Annotated in this window: 24 protein-coding genes; 2 read left to right on the forward strand and 22 right to left on the reverse strand. The window is 52.3% G+C overall.

Annotated elements, in window-relative coordinates; all coding sequences use genetic code 11:
- Positions 1 to 19: 19 nt before the first annotated feature.
- Genes C4N24_RS00755 through C4N24_RS00790 form a run of 8 tightly spaced genes read right to left on the reverse strand, consistent with a single transcriptional unit; the run spans position 20 to position 7316 of the window.
- Entirely contained in the window at positions 20 to 250 is a 231-nt protein-coding gene (locus tag C4N24_RS00755; protein WP_097783940.1) for a DUF3343 domain-containing protein, read from the reverse strand.
- Positions 241 to 1389, reverse strand: a complete 1149-nt coding sequence (locus C4N24_RS00760; protein WP_112089900.1) for an aminotransferase class V-fold PLP-dependent enzyme — start codon at positions 1387 to 1389, stop codon at positions 241 to 243. The genes C4N24_RS00755 and C4N24_RS00760 overlap by 10 nt, the downstream gene beginning before the upstream one ends.
- Positions 1386 to 2000: a sulfurtransferase-like selenium metabolism protein YedF gene (yedF, locus tag C4N24_RS00765; RefSeq protein WP_242963220.1), complete on the reverse strand. Its 615-nt coding sequence runs from the start codon at positions 1998 to 2000 to the stop codon at positions 1386 to 1388. The genes C4N24_RS00760 and yedF overlap by 4 nt, the downstream gene beginning before the upstream one ends.
- 14 nt (positions 2001 to 2014) lie before the next feature.
- Positions 2015 to 3052, reverse strand: a complete 1038-nt coding sequence (selD, locus tag C4N24_RS00770; protein WP_097783943.1) for a selenide, water dikinase SelD — start codon at positions 3050 to 3052, stop codon at positions 2015 to 2017.
- Entirely contained in the window at positions 3049 to 3750 is a 702-nt protein-coding gene (gene yqeC, locus C4N24_RS00775; protein ID WP_097783944.1) for a selenium cofactor biosynthesis protein YqeC, read from the reverse strand. The genes selD and yqeC overlap by 4 nt, the downstream gene beginning before the upstream one ends.
- Positions 3751 to 3756: 6 nt before the next feature.
- Positions 3757 to 6045 carry a xanthine dehydrogenase family protein molybdopterin-binding subunit gene (locus C4N24_RS00780; protein WP_112089901.1) on the reverse strand — a complete coding sequence of 763 codons (2289 nt, stop codon included), beginning with the start codon at positions 6043 to 6045 and terminating at the stop codon, positions 3757 to 3759.
- Positions 6042 to 6512: a (2Fe-2S)-binding protein gene (locus C4N24_RS00785; RefSeq protein ID WP_112089902.1), complete on the reverse strand. Its 471-nt coding sequence runs from the start codon at positions 6510 to 6512 to the stop codon at positions 6042 to 6044. Before C4N24_RS00785 ends, C4N24_RS00780 begins: the two co-directional genes overlap by 4 nt.
- Positions 6513 to 7316, reverse strand: coding sequence for an FAD binding domain-containing protein (locus tag C4N24_RS00790; protein WP_112089903.1), 804 nt, complete (start codon positions 7314 to 7316; stop codon positions 6513 to 6515).
- A gap of 103 nt (positions 7317 to 7419) precedes the next feature.
- Between C4N24_RS00790 and C4N24_RS00795 the strand changes: the two genes are divergently transcribed.
- A complete protein-coding gene (locus tag C4N24_RS00795) occupies positions 7420 to 8079 on the forward strand; it encodes a nucleotidyltransferase family protein (RefSeq protein WP_112089904.1) in 660 nt (219 codons plus the stop codon).
- 3 nt (positions 8080 to 8082) lie between these two features.
- Here C4N24_RS00795 and C4N24_RS00800 read toward each other — a convergent pair whose 3' ends face one another.
- From C4N24_RS00800 to C4N24_RS00850, 12 genes are all read right to left on the reverse strand, one after another.
- Positions 8083 to 9432 (reverse strand): uracil-xanthine permease family protein, encoded by a 1350-nt coding sequence (locus tag C4N24_RS00800; protein ID WP_173015355.1) that lies wholly within the window; start codon positions 9430 to 9432, stop codon positions 8083 to 8085.
- 333 nt (positions 9433 to 9765) lie between these two features.
- Positions 9766 to 10602 carry an SDR family oxidoreductase gene (locus tag C4N24_RS00805; RefSeq protein WP_112089906.1) on the reverse strand — a complete coding sequence of 279 codons (837 nt, stop codon included), beginning with the start codon at positions 10600 to 10602 and terminating at the stop codon, positions 9766 to 9768.
- Positions 10603 to 10624: 22 nt separating this feature from the next.
- Entirely contained in the window at positions 10625 to 10930 is a 306-nt protein-coding gene (locus tag C4N24_RS00810) for an AzlD domain-containing protein (RefSeq protein WP_005925791.1), read from the reverse strand.
- On the reverse strand, positions 10920 to 11696 hold the full coding sequence (locus C4N24_RS00815) for an AzlC family ABC transporter permease (RefSeq protein WP_112089907.1): 777 nt from the start codon (positions 11694 to 11696) through the stop codon (positions 10920 to 10922). Before C4N24_RS00815 ends, C4N24_RS00810 begins: the two co-directional genes overlap by 11 nt.
- A 530-nt stretch (positions 11697 to 12226) precedes the next feature.
- Positions 12227 to 13225: a hypothetical protein gene (locus tag C4N24_RS00820; RefSeq protein WP_112089908.1), complete on the reverse strand. Its 999-nt coding sequence runs from the start codon at positions 13223 to 13225 to the stop codon at positions 12227 to 12229.
- A complete protein-coding gene (locus tag C4N24_RS00825) occupies positions 13222 to 16389 on the reverse strand; it encodes a type I restriction endonuclease subunit R (protein ID WP_112089909.1) in 3168 nt (1055 codons plus the stop codon). Before C4N24_RS00825 ends, C4N24_RS00820 begins: the two co-directional genes overlap by 4 nt.
- A 15-nt stretch (positions 16390 to 16404) precedes the next feature.
- Positions 16405 to 17085 carry a GIY-YIG nuclease family protein gene (locus tag C4N24_RS00830; RefSeq protein ID WP_112089910.1) on the reverse strand — a complete coding sequence of 227 codons (681 nt, stop codon included), beginning with the start codon at positions 17083 to 17085 and terminating at the stop codon, positions 16405 to 16407.
- The gene (locus C4N24_RS00835) at positions 17082 to 17642 is read right to left on the reverse strand and encodes a restriction endonuclease subunit S (RefSeq protein WP_242983156.1); all 561 of its coding nucleotides are present in this window, start codon (positions 17640 to 17642) and stop codon (positions 17082 to 17084) included. The genes C4N24_RS00830 and C4N24_RS00835 overlap by 4 nt, the downstream gene beginning before the upstream one ends.
- A gap of 13 nt (positions 17643 to 17655) precedes the next feature.
- The gene (locus tag C4N24_RS00840) at positions 17656 to 18939 is read right to left on the reverse strand and encodes a restriction endonuclease subunit S (protein ID WP_181573013.1); all 1284 of its coding nucleotides are present in this window, start codon (positions 18937 to 18939) and stop codon (positions 17656 to 17658) included.
- A 10-nt stretch (positions 18940 to 18949) separates the two neighbouring features.
- On the reverse strand, positions 18950 to 19582 hold the full coding sequence (locus tag C4N24_RS15105; protein WP_146746774.1) for a hypothetical protein: 633 nt from the start codon (positions 19580 to 19582) through the stop codon (positions 18950 to 18952).
- 16 nt (positions 19583 to 19598) lie between these two features.
- Entirely contained in the window at positions 19599 to 20639 is a 1041-nt protein-coding gene (locus tag C4N24_RS00845; RefSeq protein WP_112089913.1) for a virulence RhuM family protein, read from the reverse strand.
- Between the two features lies 1 nt (position 20640).
- Positions 20641 to 22203, reverse strand: coding sequence for a type I restriction-modification system subunit M (locus C4N24_RS00850; protein ID WP_112089914.1), 1563 nt, complete (start codon positions 22201 to 22203; stop codon positions 20641 to 20643).
- 285 nt (positions 22204 to 22488) lie between these two features.
- Here C4N24_RS00850 and C4N24_RS00855 point away from each other — a divergent pair, with 285 nt between their 5' ends.
- A complete protein-coding gene (locus C4N24_RS00855) occupies positions 22489 to 23031 on the forward strand; it encodes a hypothetical protein (protein WP_112089915.1) in 543 nt (180 codons plus the stop codon).
- Between the two features lie 56 nt (positions 23032 to 23087).
- Here the strand turns inward: C4N24_RS00855 and C4N24_RS00860 are convergent, their stop codons facing one another.
- Together C4N24_RS00860 and C4N24_RS00865 are read right to left on the reverse strand one after the other, a co-directional pair.
- Entirely contained in the window at positions 23088 to 24356 is a 1269-nt protein-coding gene (locus C4N24_RS00860) for a plasmid recombination protein (protein ID WP_431733120.1), read from the reverse strand.
- Between the two features lie 253 nt (positions 24357 to 24609).
- The gene (locus C4N24_RS00865; protein WP_097780362.1) at positions 24610 to 24843 is read right to left on the reverse strand and encodes a complexin-2; all 234 of its coding nucleotides are present in this window, start codon (positions 24841 to 24843) and stop codon (positions 24610 to 24612) included.
- Positions 24844 to 24873: the final 30 nt, after the last annotated feature.

Below are 24873 nucleotides of genomic sequence, written 5' to 3' on the forward strand. Positions count from 1 at the left end.
TGGTGTTTCTCTCCCTCTGTTATTGCTCCACAGGCGTTACCTTATCAAACCGTGTTTCGTCCAGTTCTGCCTGCCAGCTTTGCCAGTCCTCCGGCAGCATACGCCATGCAAGCCCGCACCCTGCCGAGATCTCACGCGGCAGCGGAATCAGCCGCCCGGGCACCTGTCGGACATGGCATTGCTTTTCCCACTCCATAGCTTCTAAGGTGGTACGGAAGGAAAGCACGATATAGCTTCGTTTTATTCGCATAAAAGCTCCCGGGTAAGTGCGCAGACTGCCTGCGCCGCCTGCTGCACCTCCTGCTCCGTATTAAAATGAGAAAAGCTGAACCGTACCACGCCCTGCTCGGCCGTGCCAAGGGCCTTGTGCATCAGCGGAGCGCAGTGTGCCCCGGCGCGCACGCAGATGCCGTAGTCCTCCCACAAGATATCTGCCACCCGGGCAGAATCCTCCTGTCCGATGTTCAGCGCCACAATGGGCGCACGGTGCTGCATGGTCATATCACCATACACTGTTACGCCCGGCGCAGTGCGCACCTGCTCATAAAACAGGCGGGCAAGGGCGGCTTCCCGGGCAGCAAGGTTTTCTACACCCTGTTCCAGCAGCCATTGTACACCGGCGCAAAGCCCTGCAAGGCCGTGCACGTTCAGCGTGCCAGCCTCCAGTACGGTGGGCATCTGCAATGGGTGCGTTTCGTCAAAGCTGTGCACACCGCTGCCGCCCACAAGGAGCGGCGCGATCTGTAACCCAGGGCGCACATAAGCGCCGCCGGTGCCTTGCGGCCCCAAAAGCGCCTTGTGACCGGTAAAGCAGAGGGCATCGATGCCAAGCTGCTGCACATCAATGGGCTGTGCACCGGCAGTTTGGGCAGCATCCACGATCAGCAGCAGACCATGCCGGTGAGCAAAGTCCGCTGCGCGGACAAGGTTAGTGCCGTTGCCGGTCACGTTGGAAGCTCCCGTCACCACCAGTGCCCGGGTGGTTGGTCGCAGCAGCGTTTCCCACTGGTCGTAGCAAAGCCGTGCAGCGTCATCCACCCCGGTAAAGGAGACCTCTACTCCCTGCGCCCGCAGCCGGTACAGCGGTCGCAGAACGGAGTTATGCTCGTATACCGTTGTGATGACATGGTCGCCCGGATGCAGCACGCCGTTCAGTACTGTGTTCAGTGCCATGGTCGCGTTGGCGGCAAAAACAATGCAGGAGGGGTCTGGCGCATGGAAAAGCTCTGCCAGCGCCAGACGGGTGTCTAGCACGATCCGTGCGGCGTGAAGGGTAGGCTCGTGTGCGCCGCGCCCGGGGTTGCCTGCCGTGTGCAGCGCCTCCAGAATAGCCTGTTCCACCTGCGGTGGTTTATGCAGAGTTGTGGCTGCGTTGTCCAGATAGATCACGGCTTTACCACGTTCCCTGCCTGCGTCAGCTTTTCGGCAATTGTATACATATTGGTCACGCTGCCCACAGCCAGCTTCTCGGTAAGGCCGTAAAAGTTCAGGCAGGTGCCGCAGGTCAGGATCTCCACGCCCTGTGCTTCCAGTGCCTTGAGATCTTCCAGCATGGCAGAGCCTTCACAGGTCAGCGCCGCACCGCCGTTATAGAACAGGATGGTCTTGGGCAGCTTGTCCTGCTGGGTCAGTGCGAACACAAAGGCCTTGAGCAGGGTCTTGCCCAGCTCCTCGCTGCCATCGCCCATAACGGCAGCGGAAATAGCCACCACCGTATCGGTGCGGGCATCCGGTGCGCATACAGGGGCTTGCTCTGCCGGGGCGTCTGCCGCTTCTCCCAGCGTGAACAGCACACGGTATTTGCGCTCTTCCAGCTTTTCAGCACTATACTGATAGCACTTCTGCTGTGCCATTTTGGTCAGGTTCTGTACGGCGATCTCGTTGTCCACCAGTACCTCCACCTGTCCCGCGCCCTGCAGTTCGGAAATCGCCTTTTTTGCCTTGACAACAGGCAGCGGGCAGGCATCGCCCAGTGCATCTACTTTAATAAACTCAGCCATGCTGATTACTCCTCTCATTTGTCTATTACAGTGATCTCGATTTCCTGCTTCGGCAGGATTTCTCCCACAATGCTTGCAGGCAGACCTGCGGCACGCAATTCCTGCTCCAGTGCCGCTGCATCCGCCGGGTCTACCGCCAGCAGCAGCCCGCCGGAGGTCTGCGGGTCGAACAAGACCTCCTCCATGGCAAAGCTTACGTTTTCAAACCGGACGAACGGCCCGGTATGGTTGCGGTTGCGCTGCCCGGCGGCAGTGTACAAAAACGCATTCGCTGCTTTTTCTGCGCCCGGCAGCACCGGCACGGCATTTGCGTGGATGATGCAGGAAAGTTTGCCGCCCATCATCTCGTGCAGATGGCCGAGAAAGCTGAAGCCGGTCACATCCGTAGCAGCATGGACGTGATACTTGCGGCTGAGTTCTGCCGCCGTTTTGTTTAAGGTGGTCATGGAGCGGATAGCTGCTTCTATCTCCTCCGGGGCGGCCTCACCTACGCGGTTTGCCGTGCAGAGCAGACCCACGCCTAAAGCCTTAGTCAATACCAGCTTGTCGCCGGGCATACCGGTGTCGTTCGTATACATCCGGTGCGGGTCTACAAGGCCGGTCACGGAAAGGCCGTACTTTACCCCGCTGTCCGCGATGGAATGCCCGCCCGCAAGGCTGCCGCCGGCTTCTGCCACCTTTTCAGCGCCGCCGCGCAAAATTTCGCCCAGTACGTTCAGATCCATATCCTCCGGGAAACAGACCAGATTCAGTGCAGTCTTTACCTCGCCGCCCATGGCGTAGACATCGCTCAGGGCGTTCGTGGCAGCAATCTGCCCAAAGGTGTAGGGGTCGTCCACCATCGGTGGAAAAAAGTCCACGGTCTGCACCAGTGCAATGTCGTCCGTAATGCGGTAGACTGCGGCATCATCCCGGCTGTCGTAGCCGACCAGAAGATCCGGGTCTTTTTCGCCCCGGGGCAGCTTTTCCAGAATACGGCTCAGTGCCCCGGCACCCAGCTTTGCGGTGCAGCCACCCCCGGTACAGAATATGATCTTATCTTCCTTGCTCATGCGCGTTCTTCCTCTTTGAAATGCGTCAGCACGCACGGTATGCCCTGCTGACGCAAAAGCTGTTGTATTTGTATGCCCTGCTGCTGCAGTTCCGGCGTATCAACCCGATTGAGCACAGCGTAAAACTCCCGGTCACCCACCGCCTTGCGGCCGCCCTGCGTGCTTGCAAGCAGCTGCGCCAACATGGCCGGCGTAAGGGGCGCATCCGGCGCAGCCGCTAAAAACTGCGGACGGATGGTTTCATAGCGGAAGCAGACCTCCCGCAAGGGCTTGCCCAGCGCCGAAAGCCCTGCTACCGCCAAAACGATATCGCTTTGGGGCAGCAGCACCGGCTCGTGCGCCGCCGGAACCTTGCAGGGGTGGTGCTTTGCGCCGTCCGCTTCTATAAATACCGCATCTGCCTGCGCCATCCGGCGCAAAAGCTGCTGCGGCGGCAAAGTCAGCTTCCCGTTTTCTGCCGGAGTGCCGATCACTGCGTAGTGACCCGTTTGCCACAGAGTTGTAAGCGCTGCGTCATCCGGTGCATAGTAGGCTACCGATTGCCGGATGTGGGTGGTCGTCATCACAACCACCCGCCAGCCCTTGCGGGCACAGTGGTCTGCCATGGCATACAACAGGGTGGTTTTGCCCCCGCCGCCTACCAGAGAAACGATATGCCCTTTCTCTGCCAGAAACGAAAGTTCTTTTTCGTTCAGCATCAGCCTTTACTGCTTGGCTGCAACTGCCATAGCGATCTGCTCCGGGGTGATGGGCAGCTCGTAGAAGCGGGTGCCGATGGCGTTGTAAATGGCGTCCGAGATGGCGGGCAGCGGCGTATTGATGACCACTTCGCCGATGGACTTTGCACCAAAGGGGCCGTTGGGCTCGTAGCTGTTCTCAAACTCCACATGGATGCGGCCGATATCGTTGCGGGCAGGGATCTTGTACTGGAACAGAGAATTCTCTTCCGGGTAGCCGTTTTTGTCGTAGGTGATGTTTTCGGTCAGGGTCATGCCGATACCCTGCAGGATGCCGCCTTCGGCCTGCACCCGGGTCAGGTTGGGGTTGATGGGAGTTCCGCAGTCCACGCAGGCATCAAATTCCAGCACCCTCACCTCGCCGGTCTCGGTATCCACCTCTACCTCGGCAGCGCCCACCATATACGGCGGAGGCGACAAGGGCGAGGTGTGGGTCTCGGTAAATTCCAGCGGGATCTTATGGCCGAACTGGGAAGCAAAGGCAATCTCGGACAGAGTCTTTTGCCGGGTGGGATCGGCGCTTTCAAACACGACCTTGCCGTCAAACTCCACGGCATCCGCCGGGCATTCCAGCAGCTCTGCGCCCAGCTTGCAGATCTGTTCCCGCAGCTTCAGTGCACACTTTTCGGTGGCCTTGCCGGTGACATAGGTGGTGCTGGAAGCATAGGAGCCGGAATCATAGGGCGAGGAATCCGTATCCGCGCCAAAGACGGTAATGTTATCCAGCGGGCAATCCAGCACCTCGGCGGCGATCTGCGCCAGCGTGGTGTCGCAGCCGGTGCCCATATCGGCAGCGCCGATCATCAGGGTATAGAAACCGTCATCGTTCAGCTTGAGGGTAGCGCTGCCCACGTCCATGCCGGAGATGCCGGAGCCCTGCATTGCCATACCCATGCCCACGGCACGGATCTTACCGTTGCCCATATCCCGGGCAGGATACTTGTGCTCCCAGTCGATCATCTCGCGCACCTTGAGCACGCACCGGTCCAATGCGCAGCTGGTATTTACCGCGCCGTAATAGGCGGGCATCACATCGCCCTCCTGCACGGTGTTCTTCAGGCGCAGTGCAATGGGGTCCATGTTCAGCTTGTGTGCCAACTCGTTCACCGCAGATTCCACCGCAAACAGACCCTGCGTAGCACCATAGCCGCGGTATGCACCAGCAGACATATGGTTAGTATATACCACATCGCTGACAAAGCGGAAGGCCTCGGCCTTGCCGTACAGCGGAATGGACTTATGACCGGACAGGCCCACGGTAGTGGGGCCATGCTCACCGTAAGCGCCGGTGTTGGACAGGGTGTACAGGTCGATGCCCTTCACAATACCGTCCTTGGTAGCGCCCAGACGGACGTGCATTTCCATCTCATGGCGCGGCGAAGAAGCCGTCTGGCTTTCCACCCGGCTGAAGATGAGCTTGGAAGGTTTTTTGGTCATCCAAGTCACAAAGGCCGGGTACACCTCGCTGACGGCGGTCTGTTTTGCACCAAAGCCGCCGCCGATGCGGGGCTTGGAGACACGCACCATGGATTTGGGAATGTGCAGTGCATTGGCGATGTTGCGGCGGGCATGGAACACGATCTGGGTAGAACTGAGCACATTCAACCGCCCGTAAGTATCAATGGAGCAATAGGTGCGGAAGGTCTCCATCATAGCCTGCTGGCAGGCCTTGGTGTGGTACACATGGTCGATGACCACATCACATCCGGCCAACACAGCGTCAATATCGCCGCTGCCGCACGCATCGTGGGCGCAGAGGTTGCGCTTGTTGTCGGCACCCACGGGGGCAAGGCTTTCCCAGTTGTCCTCCGGGTGCACAAGGATGGGGTTATCCTTTGCGGTGTGGAAATCCAGAACAGCTTCCAGCACCTCGTAGTCTACTTTGATAAGCTTGAGTGCCTTGTCCACGCACTTTTCGTCCTTACCGGCGACGATGGCAACCACGTCTCCCACAAAGCGGACATGACGGTCGATGAGCAGTCGGTCGTATGGACTGGCCTCCGGGTAGGTCTGACCTGCCTGCGTGTAGCGGCGGGCATCCTGCGGCACATCCTCCCAAGTGAAGATAGCCTCGATGCCGGGCACTTTTTTGGCAACGGCGGTGTTGATGCTGCGGACGATGGCGTTTGCATGGGGCGAGCGCAGCAGCTTGACGATCAGGCAGTCCTGCGGGATGATATCATCCATATAAACAGGCTGGCCGGTGACCAGCTGCATCGCGTCTTTTTTGCGGAACGGTTTGTTGACGGTTTTCACTGTGCGCCCTCCTTCTGCTTTTTCCATGCCAGAAAGTTCATGATGCCGCGCAGCTGGCCTTCGTAGCCGGAGCAGCGGCACAGGTTTCCGGCAAGGTATTCCTTCACCTGCTCTTCAGTGGGGTACGGCTGCTCCCGGAACAGAGCCAGCGCGTTCATGATAAAGCCCGGGTTGCAGAAGCCGCACTGCTCTGCGCCCTGATCTGCGATAAAGGCACCAAACTCGGCGGCCTCCTGCTGCAAGCCCTCCAACGTGGTGATCTTATGTCCATCGGCGCGGGCTGCCAGCACGGAGCAGGACAGCACAGGCTTATCGTCCATAAACACGGTGCACAGACCGCAGTTGGAGGTCTCGCAGCCGCGCTTGACGCTCTTGCAGCCGTGTGCGCGGACAAAATCGATCAAAAGCATATCCGGGGCGATCTCCTCGGATACCCGGACACCGTTCAATGTAAGTGTGATCTGCATTTACTTTTCCTCCTGCATTTTACGCTGTTCCAGTTCCAGCACCGCGCGCTTTGTCAGCACGCCTGCCAGATGCCTGCGGTACTCGGCGCTGCCGCGCATATTGGAGCCGGTAACGATCTGCGCCTTTACGCTTTCCGCAAACTGTGCGGCAAGCTGTTCTGCCGCAAGGGCAGGCTCTGCCGGGAGCTCGAACCGCACAGCGCGCAGCGGACGTGCGCCGATGACGATGCGGTAATCTCCGGTCTCCAACCGGGCGGCGGCGCAGGTCAGCACCGGAATATCGGTCTGACTGTTGCGCACCGACTGGTAATAGAGCTGCATCGGTATCTTTTTTACGATCAGCCGCACCAGAACATCCCGGTCATAGGGGCGCTGGGCATATTCCTGCAAAGGCAGGATACCGCCTTTGTACAGCTCTACATCACAGTCCATGGCTAGGAACATGGTCAGCACATCCGAAAAACCGAACCGGCTGTAAATGCTGCCGCCCACCGTTGCCAGATTGCGCAGCTGTACGCCCACGATATGGCGCACAGTCTCCCGCATAGCACCATGAGTATAGGCGGCAAGCCCCGGATGCTGTTCCAGCTGGCGCAGGGTGACCATAGCGCCGATGGAAAAGCTGTCCTCGGTCTCCTCAATGGTATCCAGTCCCAGACCGGAAAGGTCGATGGCGGTGCCGACATTGATGGTTTCCATCTTTAGCCAGATCATGCCGCCCAAAATGCGGTTTGGCTTTTTCTGGTTCAGCTGCCACGCTTCCTCCAGACTTTCTGCCCGCTTATATTCTCGGATCGTCATCATGTGCAGTACCTCTCTTTTCTATCGCTGCGATATCTCTTCTTTTATTTTAGCACAGCTTTCGGTATAATACTATTATAAAATGCTGCTGAAGGAGTGTTTTTGTATGAAGAAGTCGCTTACGGTCGGCTGTGTGATCATGGCTTCCGGGCTGAGCCGCCGGTTTGGCGCAAATAAACTGCTGGCAGATTTTTGCGGCCAGCCCATGCTCTGCCGGGCTTTTGCCGCCACTGCCACACCCGGTATCGCTGCCCGCATCGTAGTGACCCGCTCGGAAGATGTACAGGCACTGTGCAGGACGCAGGGTGTCCCGGTGCTGCTGCACAGCTTGCCCGGCCGCAATGATACCGTTCGACTGGGGCTTTCGGCGCTGCTGGAGCAGCTGCCGGAACTGAGCGGCTGTATGTTTCTGCCCGGGGATCAGCCCCTGCTGCGCCGGGAGACGGTAGAAGCCATGACAGAGCGCTTTTGCCACGAACAGACATCCCCGGCAGAATGGCAAAAAGAAACAGAACGGGAGATCTTCCGTCTGGGTGCCGTGGCCGATAACGACCCGACACCTCTTGTCGGAAGTCCCGTTCTGTTTGGAAGCAGTTTTTTTTCGGAACTGCTCACCCTGCCGGAAAACAAAGGCGGCAACGTACTGCTCAAAAAGTACCCTGCGCAGGTACGCACGGTCTGTATTGCAGCCCCTATGGAGCTGCTGGATGCGGACACCCCGCAGGTGTTGCAACAGCTGGAAGTCCTTGCCCGGCTAAAAAACTAAGTTTTACTCTGCCATATCGTTCTTGGGCAGCAGAACGTTCAGCAGAATCGCCACAAAGGCAGCCGGAACGATACCGGACTCGCCGCAGATCAGCTGGAGAGCCTGCGGTGCCTGTGCCAGAATGCCGCTGTTGGCACCCATGCCGTAGCCCACGCCCAGTGCCACGGACACGATGGTCAGGTGGCGCGGGGTCATCTTTTCCTTGGTGATCAGCTGGATGCCGCTGACCACGATGGAAGAGAACATCATAACGGCAGCACCGCCCAGAACGGCCTGCGGCATGATGGAAATCAGCGCGCCCAGCTTGGGGATCAGGCCGCAGAGGATCAGGAACACAGCGCCGGAAGCCAGTGCCATGCGGTTGACCACCTTAGTCATGGCCACCAGACCCACGTTCTGGCTGAAAGAGGTGTTGGGCAGCACGCCGAACAGTGCGGCAAAGGTAGAGCCGAGACCATCACAGATGACGCCGCCGGACAGCTCCTTATCAGAGGGCTCACGGTTCATGCCGCCCTCCATCACGCCAGAGATATCGCCCACCGTCTCCACTGCGGTAACGATGAACATGATCAGCACCGGCAGGATCGCACGGGCATCAAATACCACCTTGACCGGCATCAGCTTGGGCACTGCGAACCAGGAAGCCTGTGCCACCTTACTCCAGTTGAGCACCCATGCCTTGGTGAACTCTACGCCATCAGCAGTCACGCCAGTGGTGGGCAGTACCAGCCCCATGATGAAAGCAACCACATAACCGGCCAGAATGCCGATAAGGATGGCGGAGGAGCTGAGGAAACCGGTGGTCCAGTGCTTGAAGAACAAGATGACCACCAGCACGAACAGTGCCAGCAGCAGGTTCTCCACAGAGCCGAAGTCCTTGGCCTTGTTGCCACCGCCGAAGGAGTTGATACCTACCGAAATCAGCGAAAGACCGATGGAAAGCACCACCGTGCCGGTGACCACCGGCGGGAAGAACCTGCGCAGCGGCTTCAGGAAGAAGCCCAGCACGCTTTCAAAAATACCGCCGATGATAGATGCGCCCATAATCGCGCCATAGGCCAGCACACCGCCGCCCATCGTGCCAACAACGCTGTTGAACACGCCGATAAAACCGGAACTGGTACCCATAATAATAGGTACTGCGCCGCCCACGGGTCCGATGGTGAACAGCTGCACCAGCGTGACGATACCTGCCACGAACATGGCGCTCTGCAGCAGGGTGACCTGCAGGTCTGCAAACTCGCCGCCTGCAATGCCGCAGGCGCTGGTGATGATCAGCAGCGGGGTCAGGTTGCCCACGAACATGGCGCAGACGTGCTGCAAGCCCAGCGGAATGGCCTGCCGCAGGGACATTTTGGCTTCAAACTGATAAGCCGCTTCTTCAAGCTTGACTTCCTTCAAAAATTCCACTCTCCTCAAGGTTTTAAAGGTTTATGCGGTTCGGATGCTTTGCAAAAAAGCGAAAATATTATAGCAAAATGCAGATAAGATGTAAAATAAGTATGACTTTTTACATGAAGAAATGCTGCATCCTATAAGCGAACTTTTCTCCGGCAGATAAGCAAAAAAGCAGGGTTTCTGCATGATTTATCCAGCCTGATGTTGCTGGCAGCATACAGAATCCCCTGCTTTTTTCGTGCTTTTCTCTGTTTTTTGTGCGATACGGAAAAATTTGATTCTCTGAGGTCAGCGTAATCCATAATCCCGCAGACAGCGCGTAAGACCGGTCTGTGTGGTATCAAATACGATGCCCTGCGCCCGCAGCTTGCTGCAATCCATTGCAAGGTTCCGTGCCCAGTCGGCTTCCTGAATATCGACCGTGATCCCCAGTGTCTTAGCAAACTGCCGGGCGGTCAACACCATATTTTCAGCGTTCTCACTGCCGAAGTTATAGACCCCGCCGGGCAGGGTCAGGGCAGGCTCCAGCAGCGCCACCGCCTGACGGACATAGGTGATGCCCCGGAAATCCTGGACAGAAAAGCGGAGAGATTCTCCCCGCTGTGCCGCACGCAAAAGGTTCAGCAGCAGGTTGCCCCGGATGGGCAGCCAGTAGCCCGGCAGGTCGTACATCCATGTGGCGCGCAGCAACACGGCGCTCGGGCAGAGCGCCTGCACCTGCTGCTCCATTTCCAGCTTGCCCTGCCCATACACATTGGCAGGCTGCAGCGGAATGGTTTCCGGCAGTGGACCGGACTGCTCTACACCGGCATAGACCTGATCCGAGCTGAAAGCCACCAGCTTTGCGTCTGTTTCCGCTGCGGCACGGGCAAGCCAGACCGGCAGCTCCACATTGGCGCGGTAAGCCTGCTCCGGGTGGTCGGCGCAGTAACCGGTATCCGAAATAGCTGCGGTATGCAGAATGACATCCGGGCGCTGCTGAAAAATAGCCTGCCGCACGGCATCCTCCCCTGCTGCTGCCAAAAAGCCTTTGGGAACGGCGCACAGCTCGTAACGCCCCGCCCATTGCTGCATCACGCGGGATCCTACAAAGCCGCCGGCACCGGTTACAAGGATCTTTTTCATTTTGTTCTCCTGTTATAAGATTTCAGATGAAAAATTCCAGCACGAACACCACGGCACAGCAGCCCGCAGCCACCTGAAACAGACTTGCGCCAAACCATGCGGCGGCAATGCCGACTACCAATGCAACAGCACCTGCTGCCGGGCTCTGCGTTGCCTGAATGATGGCCGGGAAGGTCATCACAGCCAGCGTCACATAGGGCACATAGTACAAAAACGACTGGATAAAGCGATTTTTGATAGGCTTGCGGATCAGCGTCAGCGGCAGAATGCGGATGGCATAAGATACCAGCGCCATGACCGCAATATAGATATAATTGTTATGCGTCATCTTCGTTTTCCTCCTGCCTGACCGGGAACAGCACCGCTGCTGCGCCGGAGATTGCCACCGTTAAAAGAATGGTGCGGGTACCCTCGGAGAGCGCCGAGATGCCCGGCAGATAGCTGCACAGAAAGCTCAGCGCAAAGCTGATGATAACCAGTACGGCAACGACCCGGTCTTTGCGAGCCGGCGGGATAATGATGGCTAAAAACATTCCGTACAGCGCCACACTCAGGGCACTGACCACCCGCAGCGGCAGCAGGTTGCCCGCTATAATGCCCAGCGCCGTACCGGAAGCCCAAGCCGGTGCCGCCAGCAGGATGGCTCCATAGGTATAGTACGGGTTCAGGCTGCCCGGGCGGGCGATGGTAATGCCAAACAACTCGTCCGTGACATCGTAGCCGATGAGCAGCCGATGCCAGAAGGGCGTTTCCGGTGCAAAGCGCTGTGCCAGTGCACAGCTCATCAACAGATACCGCGCATTGGCGATCAGGGTGATGACTGCCACCTCAAAATAGGTGGCGTTTGCCATGATCAGCGCAAATGCGGCATATTCTCCTGCAGAGGCGTTGTTCAGCAGGCTGACAAGAAACCCCTGAAACGGCGTAAAGCCCGCCTTGCGCGCCGCAATACCCAGCGAAAACGATACCGCAAAGTAGCCCAGCGCAATGGGCACGCCATCCCGCATTCCATCGCAGAACACCTTGCGGCTGAACTGATCTGCCCTTCCCGTTTGGACGAGCTGCGGCTCCAAAAGCCTCTGCTTCGATTCCATAGTTGATACTTCCCCTTTCCTATTTTGCAAACAACGGATCCTATTATACTCCCCTGCGGGCGGAGAAGGAAGGGGTTTAGGGCTTTTTTGTGTAAAATACTGCGTTTATCGCAATTTTCAAAAAAGTGCCTATCAAAACGGCATATTTGCGATATGCAGTTTGCGGATGTTGCTTGGGCATTAAAAATGCAAACTGCTATAAAAGGGCTAGCGTTTGCTCTGATACAGGAGATACTTTGAACGTTACAGTCTATTTGACCGTACCAGAAGAAAAAACACCCCGGGAGGTTTCGTTTTAACGGAACCCTCCGGGGTAATGGTGCTATTGGGGATTACTCGAGCTCGGTAAGTTCGGATTCTTGCTAAACAAATTTGCTTAGTAAGGCTATTCTTGAATGTTCACTTTTTCATGAGATTGCTGTGCTAGATGTGGCTTGCTGATTTTTTAGTATCAGGATAGTATCACGCAACCAGTGGAATCTCTGTGAGTATTATAGCCGATGATTCATTCAAAATCAAGGATGATTCCATTATTCATCCTGAAGGCTTAAAATATCGCCCAAGCAAATATAGGTTTGGATAATGCACCGTGTCGCATCTTGTCTTGTCACCTCATGATGAACGCCCTTACATTGCAAGTCCGTAAGATTATCCATCCAATCCAGTAGATAAATCACATTGCTTCCAACCATACTTTTAGATGGACTCTTATCTTCTAACCTTTCAATCACCGCTGAAAGTTTGTTTTTATAGTGTTCTCCACTAACGTCAATTTCCTTTCCAGACTTCGTTGTATATTTTTTATCCTTATAGTCTGGGAAGTATTTGTCAAAAAGTTCTTTTGCCGTGCCTTCAAAGAGTCTCCGACATGTTGTTAACGCCTGCGAATACAACTCTGGATTATCCGAATTAATTTTATCTTCTATAGCTTGAAGCTTCAGAAGATTCTCCTTTGAAATTTTTGAGAATTCATTTTCTACTCTTGCACGATACTCAGAAAAAACTGTTGTTGCTACATTTCCAAAGGAAATCTCAATCTGTTTTTCGAGTGCGAAATCATAATACTTTGATTTCAGAATAGATAAACGCTTTTCTGACAATGCTATTTGTCTAACCAGTGCTCCCGTTGAATTTGATACAGTCATTGTCAATTTGTCCATTGCAATTGCTGCCCATTCTCCTGAAACAGAAGTTCCCTGAGTAGTAAAATTATTTACCGCGCTACGCTGTGCCACAATCTTCTCTTCAAGCTCTGAGGCTATCTCTGAAAACACAAGCTCTTTTCCGTCCTCAACGTATCCCCTTCCTTTTTTCCACGCTATCCGCCATGCATCTTGCTGAATATGGCCATCTTGATTTCTAGGGTACCCACCATATTCATATTGAAGCCAGATTATCGCATCTGTATCATTCAACAATCTCGCAATTTTCAAACATAGCAACAGTGCTGATGTTACCGTTATGGCATTATCCTCTATACCATTCAAGACTTTCTCACATGCTTCTAATGCCTTTTCTGTTTTAGTCACGTTTTTTCCTCCTCAAATGAGCTTCCACCAATCCCAAAGAACTTGTCAAAGAAGCTCTTCAACTTATCGATTACACCCTGCTTCTTCTGCGCACGGCCACCGCCGCCAAAGCGGGAAACAGGTGGCATCAGCTTGTCAATATCCGTGCCAACAGTCTTGATTTCGCCATCACGGAACGCATTGGCCAGATATTTGCGCGTTTCCGGCTCCTTCAGTTTTTCCTCTTGGATGATCTTTGCAAGCTCTTTCTCCCGCTGTTCTGACACAAAGGTGTTCCACTCTGCCACCACGTCATCCACATCGTTGACCCCTGCAATAAAGGTTTCAATCAGCTGCTTTTTGCTGCGCAGTTCTGGGCTGGCATCAATTGCCTTGCGAATCGTGATGAGCACTTCTTTATCATCGCAATGGGTATCATGGTACTTTTTGACCAGCATCAGGATGTAGTCAATGTTAATTTCGACCTGCCGAATCAGTTCCACCTCGAACACCACATCATCCGTGATGTCCTCTTTGGTTTCATCGTGCTTCTTATTGCGCCATTCATCTCGCAAGTCCTGATAGCGGCCTAAGTAGTCCTGTAAATCCCGCTCCGAGATCAGCTCGTTGCCCTTGAAATCATCAAAGGAGGACAGCAGGTTCCGCATCCGCAGCAGTGCGCCAAACAGCACGATAAAGTCTTTCTGGTTCTGCTCCCCGATGATTTGCGGCTCTGTCAGCGGGAACTTCTGCGTCAGGTCATCGATCATGTCCATATAGCCCTGATGGTATTTTCCCTGCTCATCCATATAACCGTGGTAGTAGTCCGCATATTTGCGCAGCAGAACGATGCCGCCCGCATTTTTATCTCCAAACAGCGAAATTGCCGCATCCACCCGCTTTTGCAGATTGCGGAAACAGACGATATTGCCAAAGGTCTTGATGCTGTTCAAGATACGGTTCGTCCGGCTGAACGCCTGAATCAGACCGTGCATCTTCAGGTTTTTGTCCACCCAAAGGGTGTTCAGCGTGGTGGCATCGAAGCCTGTCAGGAACATATTGACGACGATCAGCAGGTCAAGTTCCTTGTTCTTCATGCGGAGCGATACATCTTTGTAGTAATTCTGGAACCGTTCACCATCCGTCGAGTAGTTCGTATGGAACATCTCGTTGTAGTCCTGAATGGCGGCATCCAGAAAATCCCGGCTGCTCTGGTCAAGGTTGGAGGTATCTTCCGGGTTTTCCTCGTCCAGAATCCCGTCTGTTTCTGCTTCATTGGCTCCATAGCTGTAAATGGTAGCAATGCGCAGCCGCTTGGTTGGGTCTGCCGCCATCTGTTTTTTGAACTCCTGATAATACAGCTTTGCCATCGGCACAGAAGCCACGCAAAAAATCGAATTAAAACCGCTGACGCGCTGTTTTTGCTTGATTTCCTCCACCGTACCACGCTGGGCAGAGGCTACCTCTGCCACATTCGTCAGCAGATTAAACTCATACGATTTGTCTCCCCGATAGGTTTTCTGGTCGAAGTGGTCGAGGATGTACTTTGTCACCAGAGAAATACGCTTGGGTGCCATGAACGCCTTTTCCCGGTCAATGTCCCAAACCTGCTTGTCATCCATATCTGGCTCTGCATCCATCGTCTTGATGTAATCCACACGGAATGGCAGCACATTCTTGTCGTTGATAGCATCCACGATGGTGTAGGTATGCAGTGGTAGAACCTTTTCGCCTTTTTCATTTGGTTCACCGCCAAACAACTGAGGCGTTGTCCTCATACCGGGTTTTCCGCTCGTACCTGCATTTGCTGCGTAAATCGGTGTTCCGGTAAAACCGAACAGGTAGTACTTTTTGAAGTTGTGAACGATAGCACCGTGCATATCACCGAACTGGCTGCGGTGGCACTCGTCAAAGATGATCACAACATGCTTCTGGTAGACCTCATGCCCCGGATTTTTCTTGATGAAGGTCGCCAGCTTCTGGATGGTGGTAATGATGATATGTGCTTCCGGGTTTTCCAACTGGCGTTTCAGAATCGTGGTGCTGGTGTTGGAGTTTGCCGCGCCCTTCTCGAAGCGGTCATACTCTTTCATAGTCTGGTAGTCCAAATCCTTGCGGTCTACCACAAACAGCACCTTGTCGATGCAGGGCAGCTGCGATGCCAGCCGTGCCGTTTTGAAGGAGGTCAGCGTCTTGCCGGAGCCAGTGGTGTGCCAGATGTAGCCGCCGCCCTCGATGCTGCCATACTTTTTGTAGTTGTTGGCGATCTCGATGCGGTTCAATATCCTCTCGGTTGCCGTGATCTGATATGGGCGCATCACCATCAGCATCTTTTCTGAGGTAAAGATGCAGTACCGGGTCAGCACGCTCAGAATCGTGTGCTTTGCAAAGAATGTCCGGGTAAAGTCGATCAGATCCGTCAGCACGCGGTTGTTCGCATCGGCCCAGTAGGAGGTAAATTCAAAGCTATTGCTGGTCTTTTCCTTTTTCGTCTTGCCGTGTTTGGCATCCTTGATGGCATTGTAGCGGGTGCTGTTGGAGTAGTACTTGGTATTTGTGCCGTTGGAGATTACAAAAATCTGCACATACTCATATAAGCCGCAGCCCGCCCAGAACGAATCCCGCTGATAGCGGTTGATTTGGTTGAACGCCTCCCGGATGGCCACCCCGCGCCGCTTCAGTTCCACATGAACCAGCGGAAAGCCGTTGACCAGAATCGTCACATCGTAGCGATTATCATGCCGCGCACCGTCCGCCTGCTTCACCTCGTACTGGTTGATGACCTGCAGGCGGTTGTTGTGGATGTTCTTCTTGTCGATCAGCGTGATATTTTTGGAACTGCCATCATCCCGGTGCAATACCTGCACATTATCTTCCTGAATCTTCCGGGTCTTTTCGGGAATGTGCTCGTTGGGGTTGGCAATTACATCACTGAAAAACTGCTGCCACTCCGTATCGGAAAACTGGTAGTGGTTCAGTTCTTCCAGTTGGCTGCGGAGGTTAGCAATCAGTTCATCCTCGGTATGCAGCGGCAGATAGGTGTAGCCCTGCTCGCACAACAGCCGGATAAATTCTTTCTCCAGTTCTGCCTCACTCTGGTAGCTGTCAGAGCGCACCTTGGAGGGTTCATAGGCAGCAACAACGGTATCTTCATTGGTAGCCGCAACGATATTGAAAAAGGACATTTTCACACCCGCCTTTTACTCATACAAACCTGCTTCTTCTCGTTCCACTCGAATATCTCGCAGTTTTCTTCCCTGATAAAGCCAATGCACCGGCCCTTGTAGCGGATAGGTCGTCTGCATGATTTTTTGAGCTAACGCAGAAAGCGAATAGGTTTTACCCTGATACTCAATTTGCCTATCATCTTTTACAACGGCTACAACCTCAGGATGATTTTGCAGCACAACCTCTGCCCCCATCGGAATACCACATTTAATAAATGAGAACGGGGCTTTGCGTTCTTTTGCTTCTTCCTGAATTTCAGCCGCAACTTCTTCGTCTGCAATCTCATGGCCTTCCGGGGTAAGGCGCTGCAGTTTGTCCATTGTGCCGCTTAATTTTGCAATGCTCTCCAAAAGCGCATAAGCATCCTCTTTTGTCATTGCATAAAACTCTTTTGTTCTTGTCTTGCCATCGAACGTATCAATAGCGCGCAAATCAGGATTCAAACGGTCGATCAGGCTATGCAGTTCTTTATCTTGTAGCGGAGCCGAAACATCGTAAGTAGCATATACCCGAAACGCAAATGGGATGCACTCGCTTCGATTTAACTGTTTCAGTCGATTTTCGATATTGGTCGCATAGCCAATTTTTACATAATCCGGGAAAGAGGGATTTGTCAGGATATAAATTACACCAGCCTTTTTTGCTGCACTCACGTTGCAGCCACCTCCTTAAATGTCAACAATTTATCTCTGTAATATTCATACTGTTTTTGGCGTGCTTCAATTTCAGCGGGCAGGCCGCTGGTCAAATCATTGCAGATAGCATCAAAACGGTCAAGAATATCCACAATATATTTTTGCCGTTCCTGACTCGGAAGCGGAATTTCGATTCGGTTCAAATTCTTCTGGTTCAATTTAGGCTGTGCGCCGCCCGAAATATATAGAGCCAAATCAATCGAGTTCAAATAAAACTCTACAAACCGTCTGGTTTCGTAGCAATCAAACTTCAAAACGTGCGCATGATTATTGACCCAGTTTTTCCCCGAAATTGAAAACGCAATCGGCGTACTTCTTGCCAAAAGATTTGCGCCATCTTCTGACACAAGCAGGTAATCGCCGTCAAAAATATAATCCTTTACATAATCCACGATGCCAGAAGCCCCATAATACGGGTACTCTCCCGCTTCACGTTTACCACTTGTGACAGGCTTACGCATACTGTCGCAATTTTCAGCAATATCTTCAAGTGTAACAACTGCGTAGCCAAACACATACTGCAAGAGTTTAATCAGTGCTCTGCTCTGCTCTGCTCTGCTCTGCTCTGCTCTGCTCTGCTCTGCTCAAAATTGTGTTGCCGGTTTCTACAAATGTCAAGAGTTTATCTCGGTAATACTCGTACTGCTTCTGCCGTGCTTCAATTTCAGCAGGCAAACCAATATTTAGGTCGGAGCATATCTTCTCAAAGTTGTCTAGAACCTCGACAATTCGGTTTTGCACATCGAGGGGCGGAACATCCACTTCAAATTGCTCTAACTCTCTCATACCAAGATTCGGTTGTGACCCATGACTGGCTTTTGCTTTCACCTGTTTTTGAACTTTTTCAGTCTGAAGTAGGTAGAAAAGGAACCTTGCCGAATTTTGCTCATTCACTCTCATCGCCGCTAATGGTGACCATATATTAAATCTAATATCTGTATCAACAAACGCCACCTTCCCAGTTGTTGAACCCGATTTCACCATATAAACATCATTTTTCTGTGGCTTATATTTTTTACAACATTCTTCGTCAAACGCTTCAGTAATGTATCCTCTCATTTTTTCAAAATGTATCTTTCCATCCCAAATTGAATCGACCGAGATAAATGGCACTCCATTTTGAACAAATTGCGGCGTTGTATGTGGGCCATCTGTTATTGGCTGCGAAAGCATATCAATTATTTTAACGTGATACCATTGAGACTTCATTGATAAAAGACTATCTCTATAATACGCATATTGTGTCTTTCTGGCTGTAAGCTCCGCTGTAAGTTGCCTCTGCAATTCTACAACACTTTCAGTATAGCTATCCAACATACGGACAATTTCACGCTGAATCTCAATAGGAAGTCGTGGAAACTGGAATTTTGCAAATTTCTTCATATCAACTGATGCAAAATTTCCCTGATTTAAGCACTCTTTACAGTACTCGTCCAACTTAAAGCAGTAGTAATAAAGAAATTTAGGGTCATAATCATCCTTATATTGTTCCTTTACCATCAAATATGTAAATCTCTGATTTGCAATTGATGGCACTGTAATTAACGCATGCTCACCAATTGTTGCTGACGTAGCAACAATAATAGAGTTTTCCGGGAAAGGGTCACCCTTTATCGCATTTATGGAAACGTACTGCATAGCATGGTCGAGAATACCGCCATTCTCCCGAATGTCTTCCATACGAAACCATGGTACTGTTCCATTTTCCCAAAAGTTCTTTTCTTTTTTTGATGGCGTATACCCATTACGTGTATTGAATATCTCCGACAATGGCTTGTACTCTACACCATCCGGGCAAAGTTTTTGAATCAAATCGTCCAGCTTACAGTTCGCTAAACAGCCTATATCCCTTTTCTGAGAATTCTTTTGGAATGATATGACACTTTTTATCAACTTCCTCCAGCGACTGTTTGAATGGGCGCCTTTTTCCTTTTTGCCCTATCAAGTTTATATTTTCATTTTGCGCCACTTGATATGTAATGCCTTCCATGATTTCTCTTAAGTAGACAATTGCTCCTGCTCCAAGCCCATCACTAAAGGCCCTATCCGCCTTATCCAAATACTCCGTATATTTTCCGTATGCACCATGTGAAATTGAAACATTCTCTGGAAGTTTTTCTGTCCTTTTCAAGATTCTTACCCAAACCGTAGTATCTGTAACTTCATTCCTACTTTCCACCAGATACCAAATAGGAACAGTTGTTGCACATCGGGGGCATTTCAACACACAATCGATACTTACCAAATAATTTGTGACACCGATACATGCTATTTTAGCTCTATCTCCCATTGAAAAGGTTAAATCGCTTCCACAGTTTTTACAGTAAAAGGCCCTGCAAACAACGCCTACGTCTAATCTTTGCTGTCCACCACACGGGAGTTTCTTTTTCAGAAATCCATCGACTTGTTGGAATTCCAAGTTAGGTTCCTTTGATAATACATCTGACAGGCGCATTTTTTATTCCTCTATGTCAAGTTTCACTATTTTCCACCAAATATCTGTCAAAATCGCTCTGGTAAAGTCTGTCCTGCACCACACGGTACTTTTCAAACTCCGTTTCGGCGTGCATTTTTGCAAGCTGTGCCGAGATTTTGCCCGCGTCCTTCAGCACTTCCAGATCATCTGCCTGCAAATAGATGTCCAGCCGCTTAGCCCAGTCCTCCATGGTCATGGGAATATGACGGCGGGCACGGTTCTCGGCAAGGTCGAGGTATGCCGAAACGATCAGCTCCATGGACTTCATTTCATCTTCGGTCAGGTAGTTTTTCGCTACCGAAACATCGCTCTTTTTGATTTTGCCGTTGGGAGCATCCTTCCATGTGTGAAGCCCCATGTGCGGTTTTTCGGCATCGGCACGCTCATAGATCAGCTCTGCCGCCGTATGGCGATGCACGGCATAGTGCATCTTATTCTGCACCTTCGCAAAGAACTCTTTTGTGGTCAGCGCATTGCGGTCATAATCCAGCGAAGTAGCGTAAATGTCAGTAAGTTTCTGGTAGAAGTTGCGCTCCGAAATGCGGATCTCCCGGATACGCTCCAACTGCTCTTCAAAGTATTTCTTGGTCAGGACTGTGCCACCGTTTTTCAGGCGTTCTTCGTCCATTGCCCAGCCCTTGATAGTATACTGCTCCACGATCTGATTTGCCCAGACACGGAACCGCACCGCCCGCTGGTTGTTCACCTTGAAGCCGACCGCAATAATCATTTGCAGATTATAGTGGTTCACGCTGCGAGTAACCTGTCGGCCACCCTCATTTTGAACTATTCGGAATTTCCGAATCGTTGCCGCCTCGTCCTGCTCATGGTCAGCATAAATCTTTTTGATATGCTCATTGATGGTCGGAAGCCCCACATCGTAAAGGGTCGCCATCATCTTTTGCGTCAACCAGATATTTTCATCCTCGTAGCGCATCTCAATGCTGTCCTTGTCCTCGCCCGTAGAGGCAACAAAGGTCAGGTATTCCGCCGCAGAAGAACGTATCAATGCAGAATCCTTCTTTTCGTTTTCCATTTCAGCCCTCGATTTCTGCCACGATCTGGTCAATGGCGGCCCGCAGTTCGTTTTCTCGTGCTACGATTTGCGCAATTTCAGCGTTCAGCTTTACAATGTCGATCTTCTCACGGGTGTCCTTAGCCTCCACATAAGTAGAAACCGACAGGTTGTAGTCATTTTCCTGCACCTCGGAATACTCTGCCAGATGGGAGAAGTGTGATTCTTCTGCCCGCTGTGCAAAAGTGTCCACGATTTTATTGATGTTCTCCGGCGTGAGCTTGTTGTTATTGGTCACCTTGACGCACTCGGAAGAAGCATCAATGAACAGCACCTTGTTGTCCGTTTTACCCTTTTTCAGCACCATGATGCAGGTGGCAATACTGGTACCAAAGAACAGGTTGCTCGGCAACTGGATGATGCAGTCAATAAAGTTGTTGTCCACCAGATACTTGCGAATTTTCTGCTCTGCGCCGCCACGGTACATGATGCCGGGGAAACAAACGATTGCCGCCGTGCCGTTGGAAGCCAACCATGCCAGCGAGTGCATAATAAAGGCCAAGTCTGCCTTGCTCTTCGGAGCCAGCACACCAGCTGGAGCAAAACGCGGGTCATTGATGAGCAGCGGATTCTCGTCACCGGCCCACTTGATGGAGTACGGCGGATTCGATACGATCAGCTCAAAGGGTTCATCATCCCAGTGCTGCGGATTGGTCAGCGTGTCCTCACAGGCAATGTCGAATTTGTCAAATTCAATGTCGTGCAGAAACATATTGATGCGGCACAGGTTATACGTTGTGATGTTGATTTCTTGTCCAAAGAAGCCATTGCGCACGGCATCCCGTCCCAGCACCTTTTCTGCCTTCAGCAGCAGCGAACCGGAACCGCAGGCCGGGTCATAGACCTTGTTGATTTCCTTCTTTCCTACCGTACCCAGCCGGGTCAGCAGCTCCGAAACATCGGCAGGCGTAAAGAACTCGCCGCCGGACTTGCCCGCATTGCTGGCGTACATGGTCATCAGGTATTCATAGGCATCGCCAAAGGCATCAATGTCATGCTCTTTCACATCGCCAAGGTTCATATCTGCCACGCCGTTCAGCAGTTTCACGAGCTTCTCATTGCGCTTGGCAACAGTCGCACCCAGCTTATTGCTGTTGACATCGTAATCATCGAACAACCCTGCAAACTGCCCCTCGGAGGAGCTGCCCTTTGCGGATTCCTCAATGTGCCGGAAGACTGTTTCCAGCGTTTCGTTGAGGTTTTCATCGCTGGCCGCTTTTGCCCGCACATTGCAGAACAACTCACTGGGCAGGATGAAGAACCCTTTTTCCTGTACCAGCCCTTCCCGTGCCTGCTTTGCCTCTGCATCAGACATATCTTCATAGCGGAAGTCCGGGTTACCTGCATCAATTTCGCCCTGATTGATATAGCTGGCAATGTTCTCCGAAATATAACGGTAGAACATCGTACCGAGAACGTAGCTCTTGAAATCCCATCCGTCCACTGCGCCGCGCAGATCATCCGCAATCGCCCAGATTGCACGGTGCAGTTCTTCGCGTTCCTGCTCTTTTTTGGTGTCTACCATTTTTATTTCCTCCATCAAATGCGGATTTCCGCATTGTTTTCTTTCATTTTAACATAGTAAATGTACCACTATTGGTACACCATGGTGTTTTTCCCAAAAAGGATATACTTTTCCTTTATACTATCCTAGTAAAGCGTACCACAGCTTTTCCGTGATTGCAAGCCGATAAAAATTTCTATTGCATTTTTCAGCGAGATAGTGTACACTTTTTTCAATCTTGTCCACTGTCTGTATCTCGGACGGAGTTTCGTATCGTCAAACACCTGTGAACTGAGAGGAAAGCCAATGAAAGCGAAAAAGACCAAACTGCCCGAAAATCTGTATCATTACACCAGCCTCATCAAGTATCGGATGATTCTTGCAACTGGGAAACTGCTTCTGACACCTTCCAATCTGAAATATGACAACGCCACGCTCCATGACGAACCACTCTTTTTTAATGGGCAGAAAATTGGTTATAAATCCGTTGACAAATATGAAAACTATCACCCTGTCGTCTGGCTGACTGCCAATGACCATGCTGGTGCCAAAAATACCGGCCTGTCCAACGACAAAATCATGTGCCGCATTACCATCAGGACCAATGGTAAAATCTGGCGGTATCTGCCTTGGCGCACTTTCTGCGACAAGTACAACGCTGACCGCAGCGTTGCCTCAACCCTCAAACAAACCGCTAATGACTACCTGAACTGGTATGTCTGTGAATCTGAGATTCCAGTTGCGGACTTTGCAAAGGTCGAGTTTCTGGCTGAAGATGGCACCTACAAAGACGAGAAAGACATTCCCGGATTTGCTCTGACGGATATTGCCCCGGAGCTTTTTGAGTAAAATATCACTTATATGTACAGACCCCCGCCAACATTCGCTGGCGGGGGCTGCTATACTTATAGCTCTACGTTGTTCTGCCTGTTCTTCTTCTGGCTTCTATCCGCAGTCTGCTCCCGCTCCCTCATAAGTCCAATGACCTGCTGCATCTTTTCGGCACCGAAATAGTTCCATACTCGCCTGAAATCACGTTTCATCGCATAGAACTGCGAATTCTCAGCTTTTACCTGTTCCAGCTGCTGGCTCAAATGGCGAGTAGCTTTCTTCTCGTCCTGATAGAAATACTGGTACTTATCCCTCTCGTTCTTAACCTCCCAGTACTTCCGATGGAGGGCAAAGAGTACCTTCACCAACTTCTGGATCAGCGGCATGGCCTTCTTCTCCCGATAGCTCTTGGCGGTCTCAAATGTGGCTGCTTCTGGCACCCATTCTTCTGGCCGCTGGGAGTATTGCGCTGACAGGTTTTCCAGCCCCTCCATGATGGGAGCCAGCTTGTTCAGCTTCTGGCTTTGCTTCTGGTAGGTCAGCTCTGCTTTCTGTACCCGCTGTTCAGCGGCTTCTACGGCTGTCTGCGCTGTTTCCAGCTGTTCCTGCATCTCGGTCAGGTCGGTCTGGCACTCCTGCTTGGTAGCTTCCAGAGCCGCTACCTCTTTACTACGCTCCTGCTTTTTGAAGTCCAGCACAGACAGGTGCTCTTCGTGGGTGCCTTTCTGTTCCCACTCGATGCCGTGCCGCTCCATCACGGCAGCAAGCTGCTCTTTCTCGGCGTTGATCCACTGGTTCAGTTCGGATTCTCGCTTGGAGCCGCCTGCAAAACCCAAGGCCTTCAGAGCCTGCTTCAGGGAGACCTTGGTGTCCAGTCCTTTGCCCTTCCAGCCGGACACATACGGCACGAAGTCGATGTGCAGATGGGGCGTAGCTTCATCCATGTGGAGGAAAGCCCCGAACACCCGCAGTGTCGGGTTCCGCTCTTGGAAGCCCTGCATATACTCGTCCAGCAGTTCCTTTGCCAGTGCGCCATTCTCGGTCAGGACACCCATATCATCTTTGTTGCCGATCTGGACGATCAGCTCATGGAAAAGCTTTTCCTGCTTGCCTGTCCGCAGGTGCTCATAGTAGTCGGTGATACAGCGGTCCTTGCGCTTCTGCTTGGCATTGTAACGCTTCACTGCCTCGTCAAACAGTTCGTGGTACACCTTCTGAATCGGCTCATCACGGTACACGACATTCAGACTGCTGCGCTTCGGGTCTACGTTTTCAGCGGTGAAACTTCTCCTGTTATGGTTGAGGGAGCCGGGACCCCGCATTGCGGAAATAGTTCTTTTCAATCGCACGTCCTTTCTCTGTAGAAGTAACTGGTACCGGACACGACAAAGGCTTTGTTACTTTCGTCGAAAGTAACGCAAAAGCACTTTTGACAGACGTTCCGTCCATCAAAAGATGCCTTTGCGCCCTGCCGGGGGCTTCCGTCTGCGGACGGGGTTTCGCTGTACCTCGCCGCTGCCCGGTCCAACACCACCTTCCTGCGTGATTGCATTCACAGGAGCGTGTCACGCTCCTGTCCTCTGCCAATAGAGGGACTCACCAGCGGAAGCTTTCTGGCACGCCTCGTCTGTCCAGATACTCCTGCCGAGCCTGCTCCCGCTGTTCCTCGGTGGGTGCTATCTTGTACTGGGCATACAGCTCATGCCGCAGCATCGCATCCAGTTTTTGCTCCAAGCCCTGTTCAATAACTTCTTCGTACTCATTTTCGCCGCTCAAATGATAATGCAGCAAGGCGACGAAAAGTTCCTGCGAAATTTGCACATTTTTCATCATTATCACCATCCCGTGTCGGTTGTGTCG

The sequence above is a fragment of the Faecalibacterium prausnitzii genome, assembly GCF_003287405.1.
In the GTDB taxonomy this organism is placed as follows: Bacteria; Bacillota; Clostridia; order Oscillospirales; family Ruminococcaceae; genus Faecalibacterium; species Faecalibacterium intestinale.

Bases quoted from the DNA above. Each gene is read 5' to 3' on its own strand.
- C4N24_RS00755 (WP_097783940.1), bottom strand. From the start codon at position 250: ATGCGAATAAAACGAAGCTATATCGTGCTTTCCTTCCGTACCACCTTA.
- yedF (WP_242963220.1), bottom strand. From the start codon at position 2,000: ATGGCTGAGTTTATTAAAGTAGATGCACTGGGCGATGCCTGCCCGCTG.
- selD (WP_097783943.1), bottom strand. From the start codon at position 3,052: ATGAGCAAGGAAGATAAGATCATATTCTGTACCGGGGGTGGCTGCACC.
- yqeC (WP_097783944.1), bottom strand. From the start codon at position 3,750: ATGCTGAACGAAAAAGAACTTTCGTTTCTGGCAGAGAAAGGGCATATC.
- C4N24_RS00785 (WP_112089902.1), bottom strand. From the start codon at position 6,512: ATGCAGATCACACTTACATTGAACGGTGTCCGGGTATCCGAGGAGATC.
- C4N24_RS00790 (WP_112089903.1), bottom strand. From the start codon at position 7,316: ATGATGACGATCCGAGAATATAAGCGGGCAGAAAGTCTGGAGGAAGCG.
- C4N24_RS00795 (WP_112089904.1), top strand. From the start codon at position 7,420: ATGAAGAAGTCGCTTACGGTCGGCTGTGTGATCATGGCTTCCGGGCTG.
- C4N24_RS00800 (WP_173015355.1), bottom strand. From the start codon at position 9,432: ATGTCCCTGCGGCAGGCCATTCCGCTGGGCTTGCAGCACGTCTGCGCC.
- C4N24_RS00805 (WP_112089906.1), bottom strand. From the start codon at position 10,602: ATGAAAAAGATCCTTGTAACCGGTGCCGGCGGCTTTGTAGGATCCCGC.
- C4N24_RS00810 (WP_005925791.1), bottom strand. From the start codon at position 10,930: ATGACGCATAACAATTATATCTATATTGCGGTCATGGCGCTGGTATCT.
- C4N24_RS00815 (WP_112089907.1), bottom strand. From the start codon at position 11,696: ATGGAATCGAAGCAGAGGCTTTTGGAGCCGCAGCTCGTCCAAACGGGA.
- C4N24_RS00825 (WP_112089909.1), bottom strand. From the start codon at position 16,389: ATGTCCTTTTTCAATATCGTTGCGGCTACCAATGAAGATACCGTTGTT.
- C4N24_RS15105 (WP_146746774.1), bottom strand. From the start codon at position 19,582: ATGCGCCTGTCAGATGTATTATCAAAGGAACCTAACTTGGAATTCCAA.
- C4N24_RS00845 (WP_112089913.1), bottom strand. From the start codon at position 20,639: ATGGAAAACGAAAAGAAGGATTCTGCATTGATACGTTCTTCTGCGGCG.
- C4N24_RS00850 (WP_112089914.1), bottom strand. From the start codon at position 22,203: ATGGTAGACACCAAAAAAGAGCAGGAACGCGAAGAACTGCACCGTGCA.
- C4N24_RS00855 (WP_112089915.1), top strand. From the start codon at position 22,489: ATGAAAGCGAAAAAGACCAAACTGCCCGAAAATCTGTATCATTACACC.
- C4N24_RS00865 (WP_097780362.1), bottom strand. From the start codon at position 24,843: ATGAAAAATGTGCAAATTTCGCAGGAACTTTTCGTCGCCTTGCTGCAT.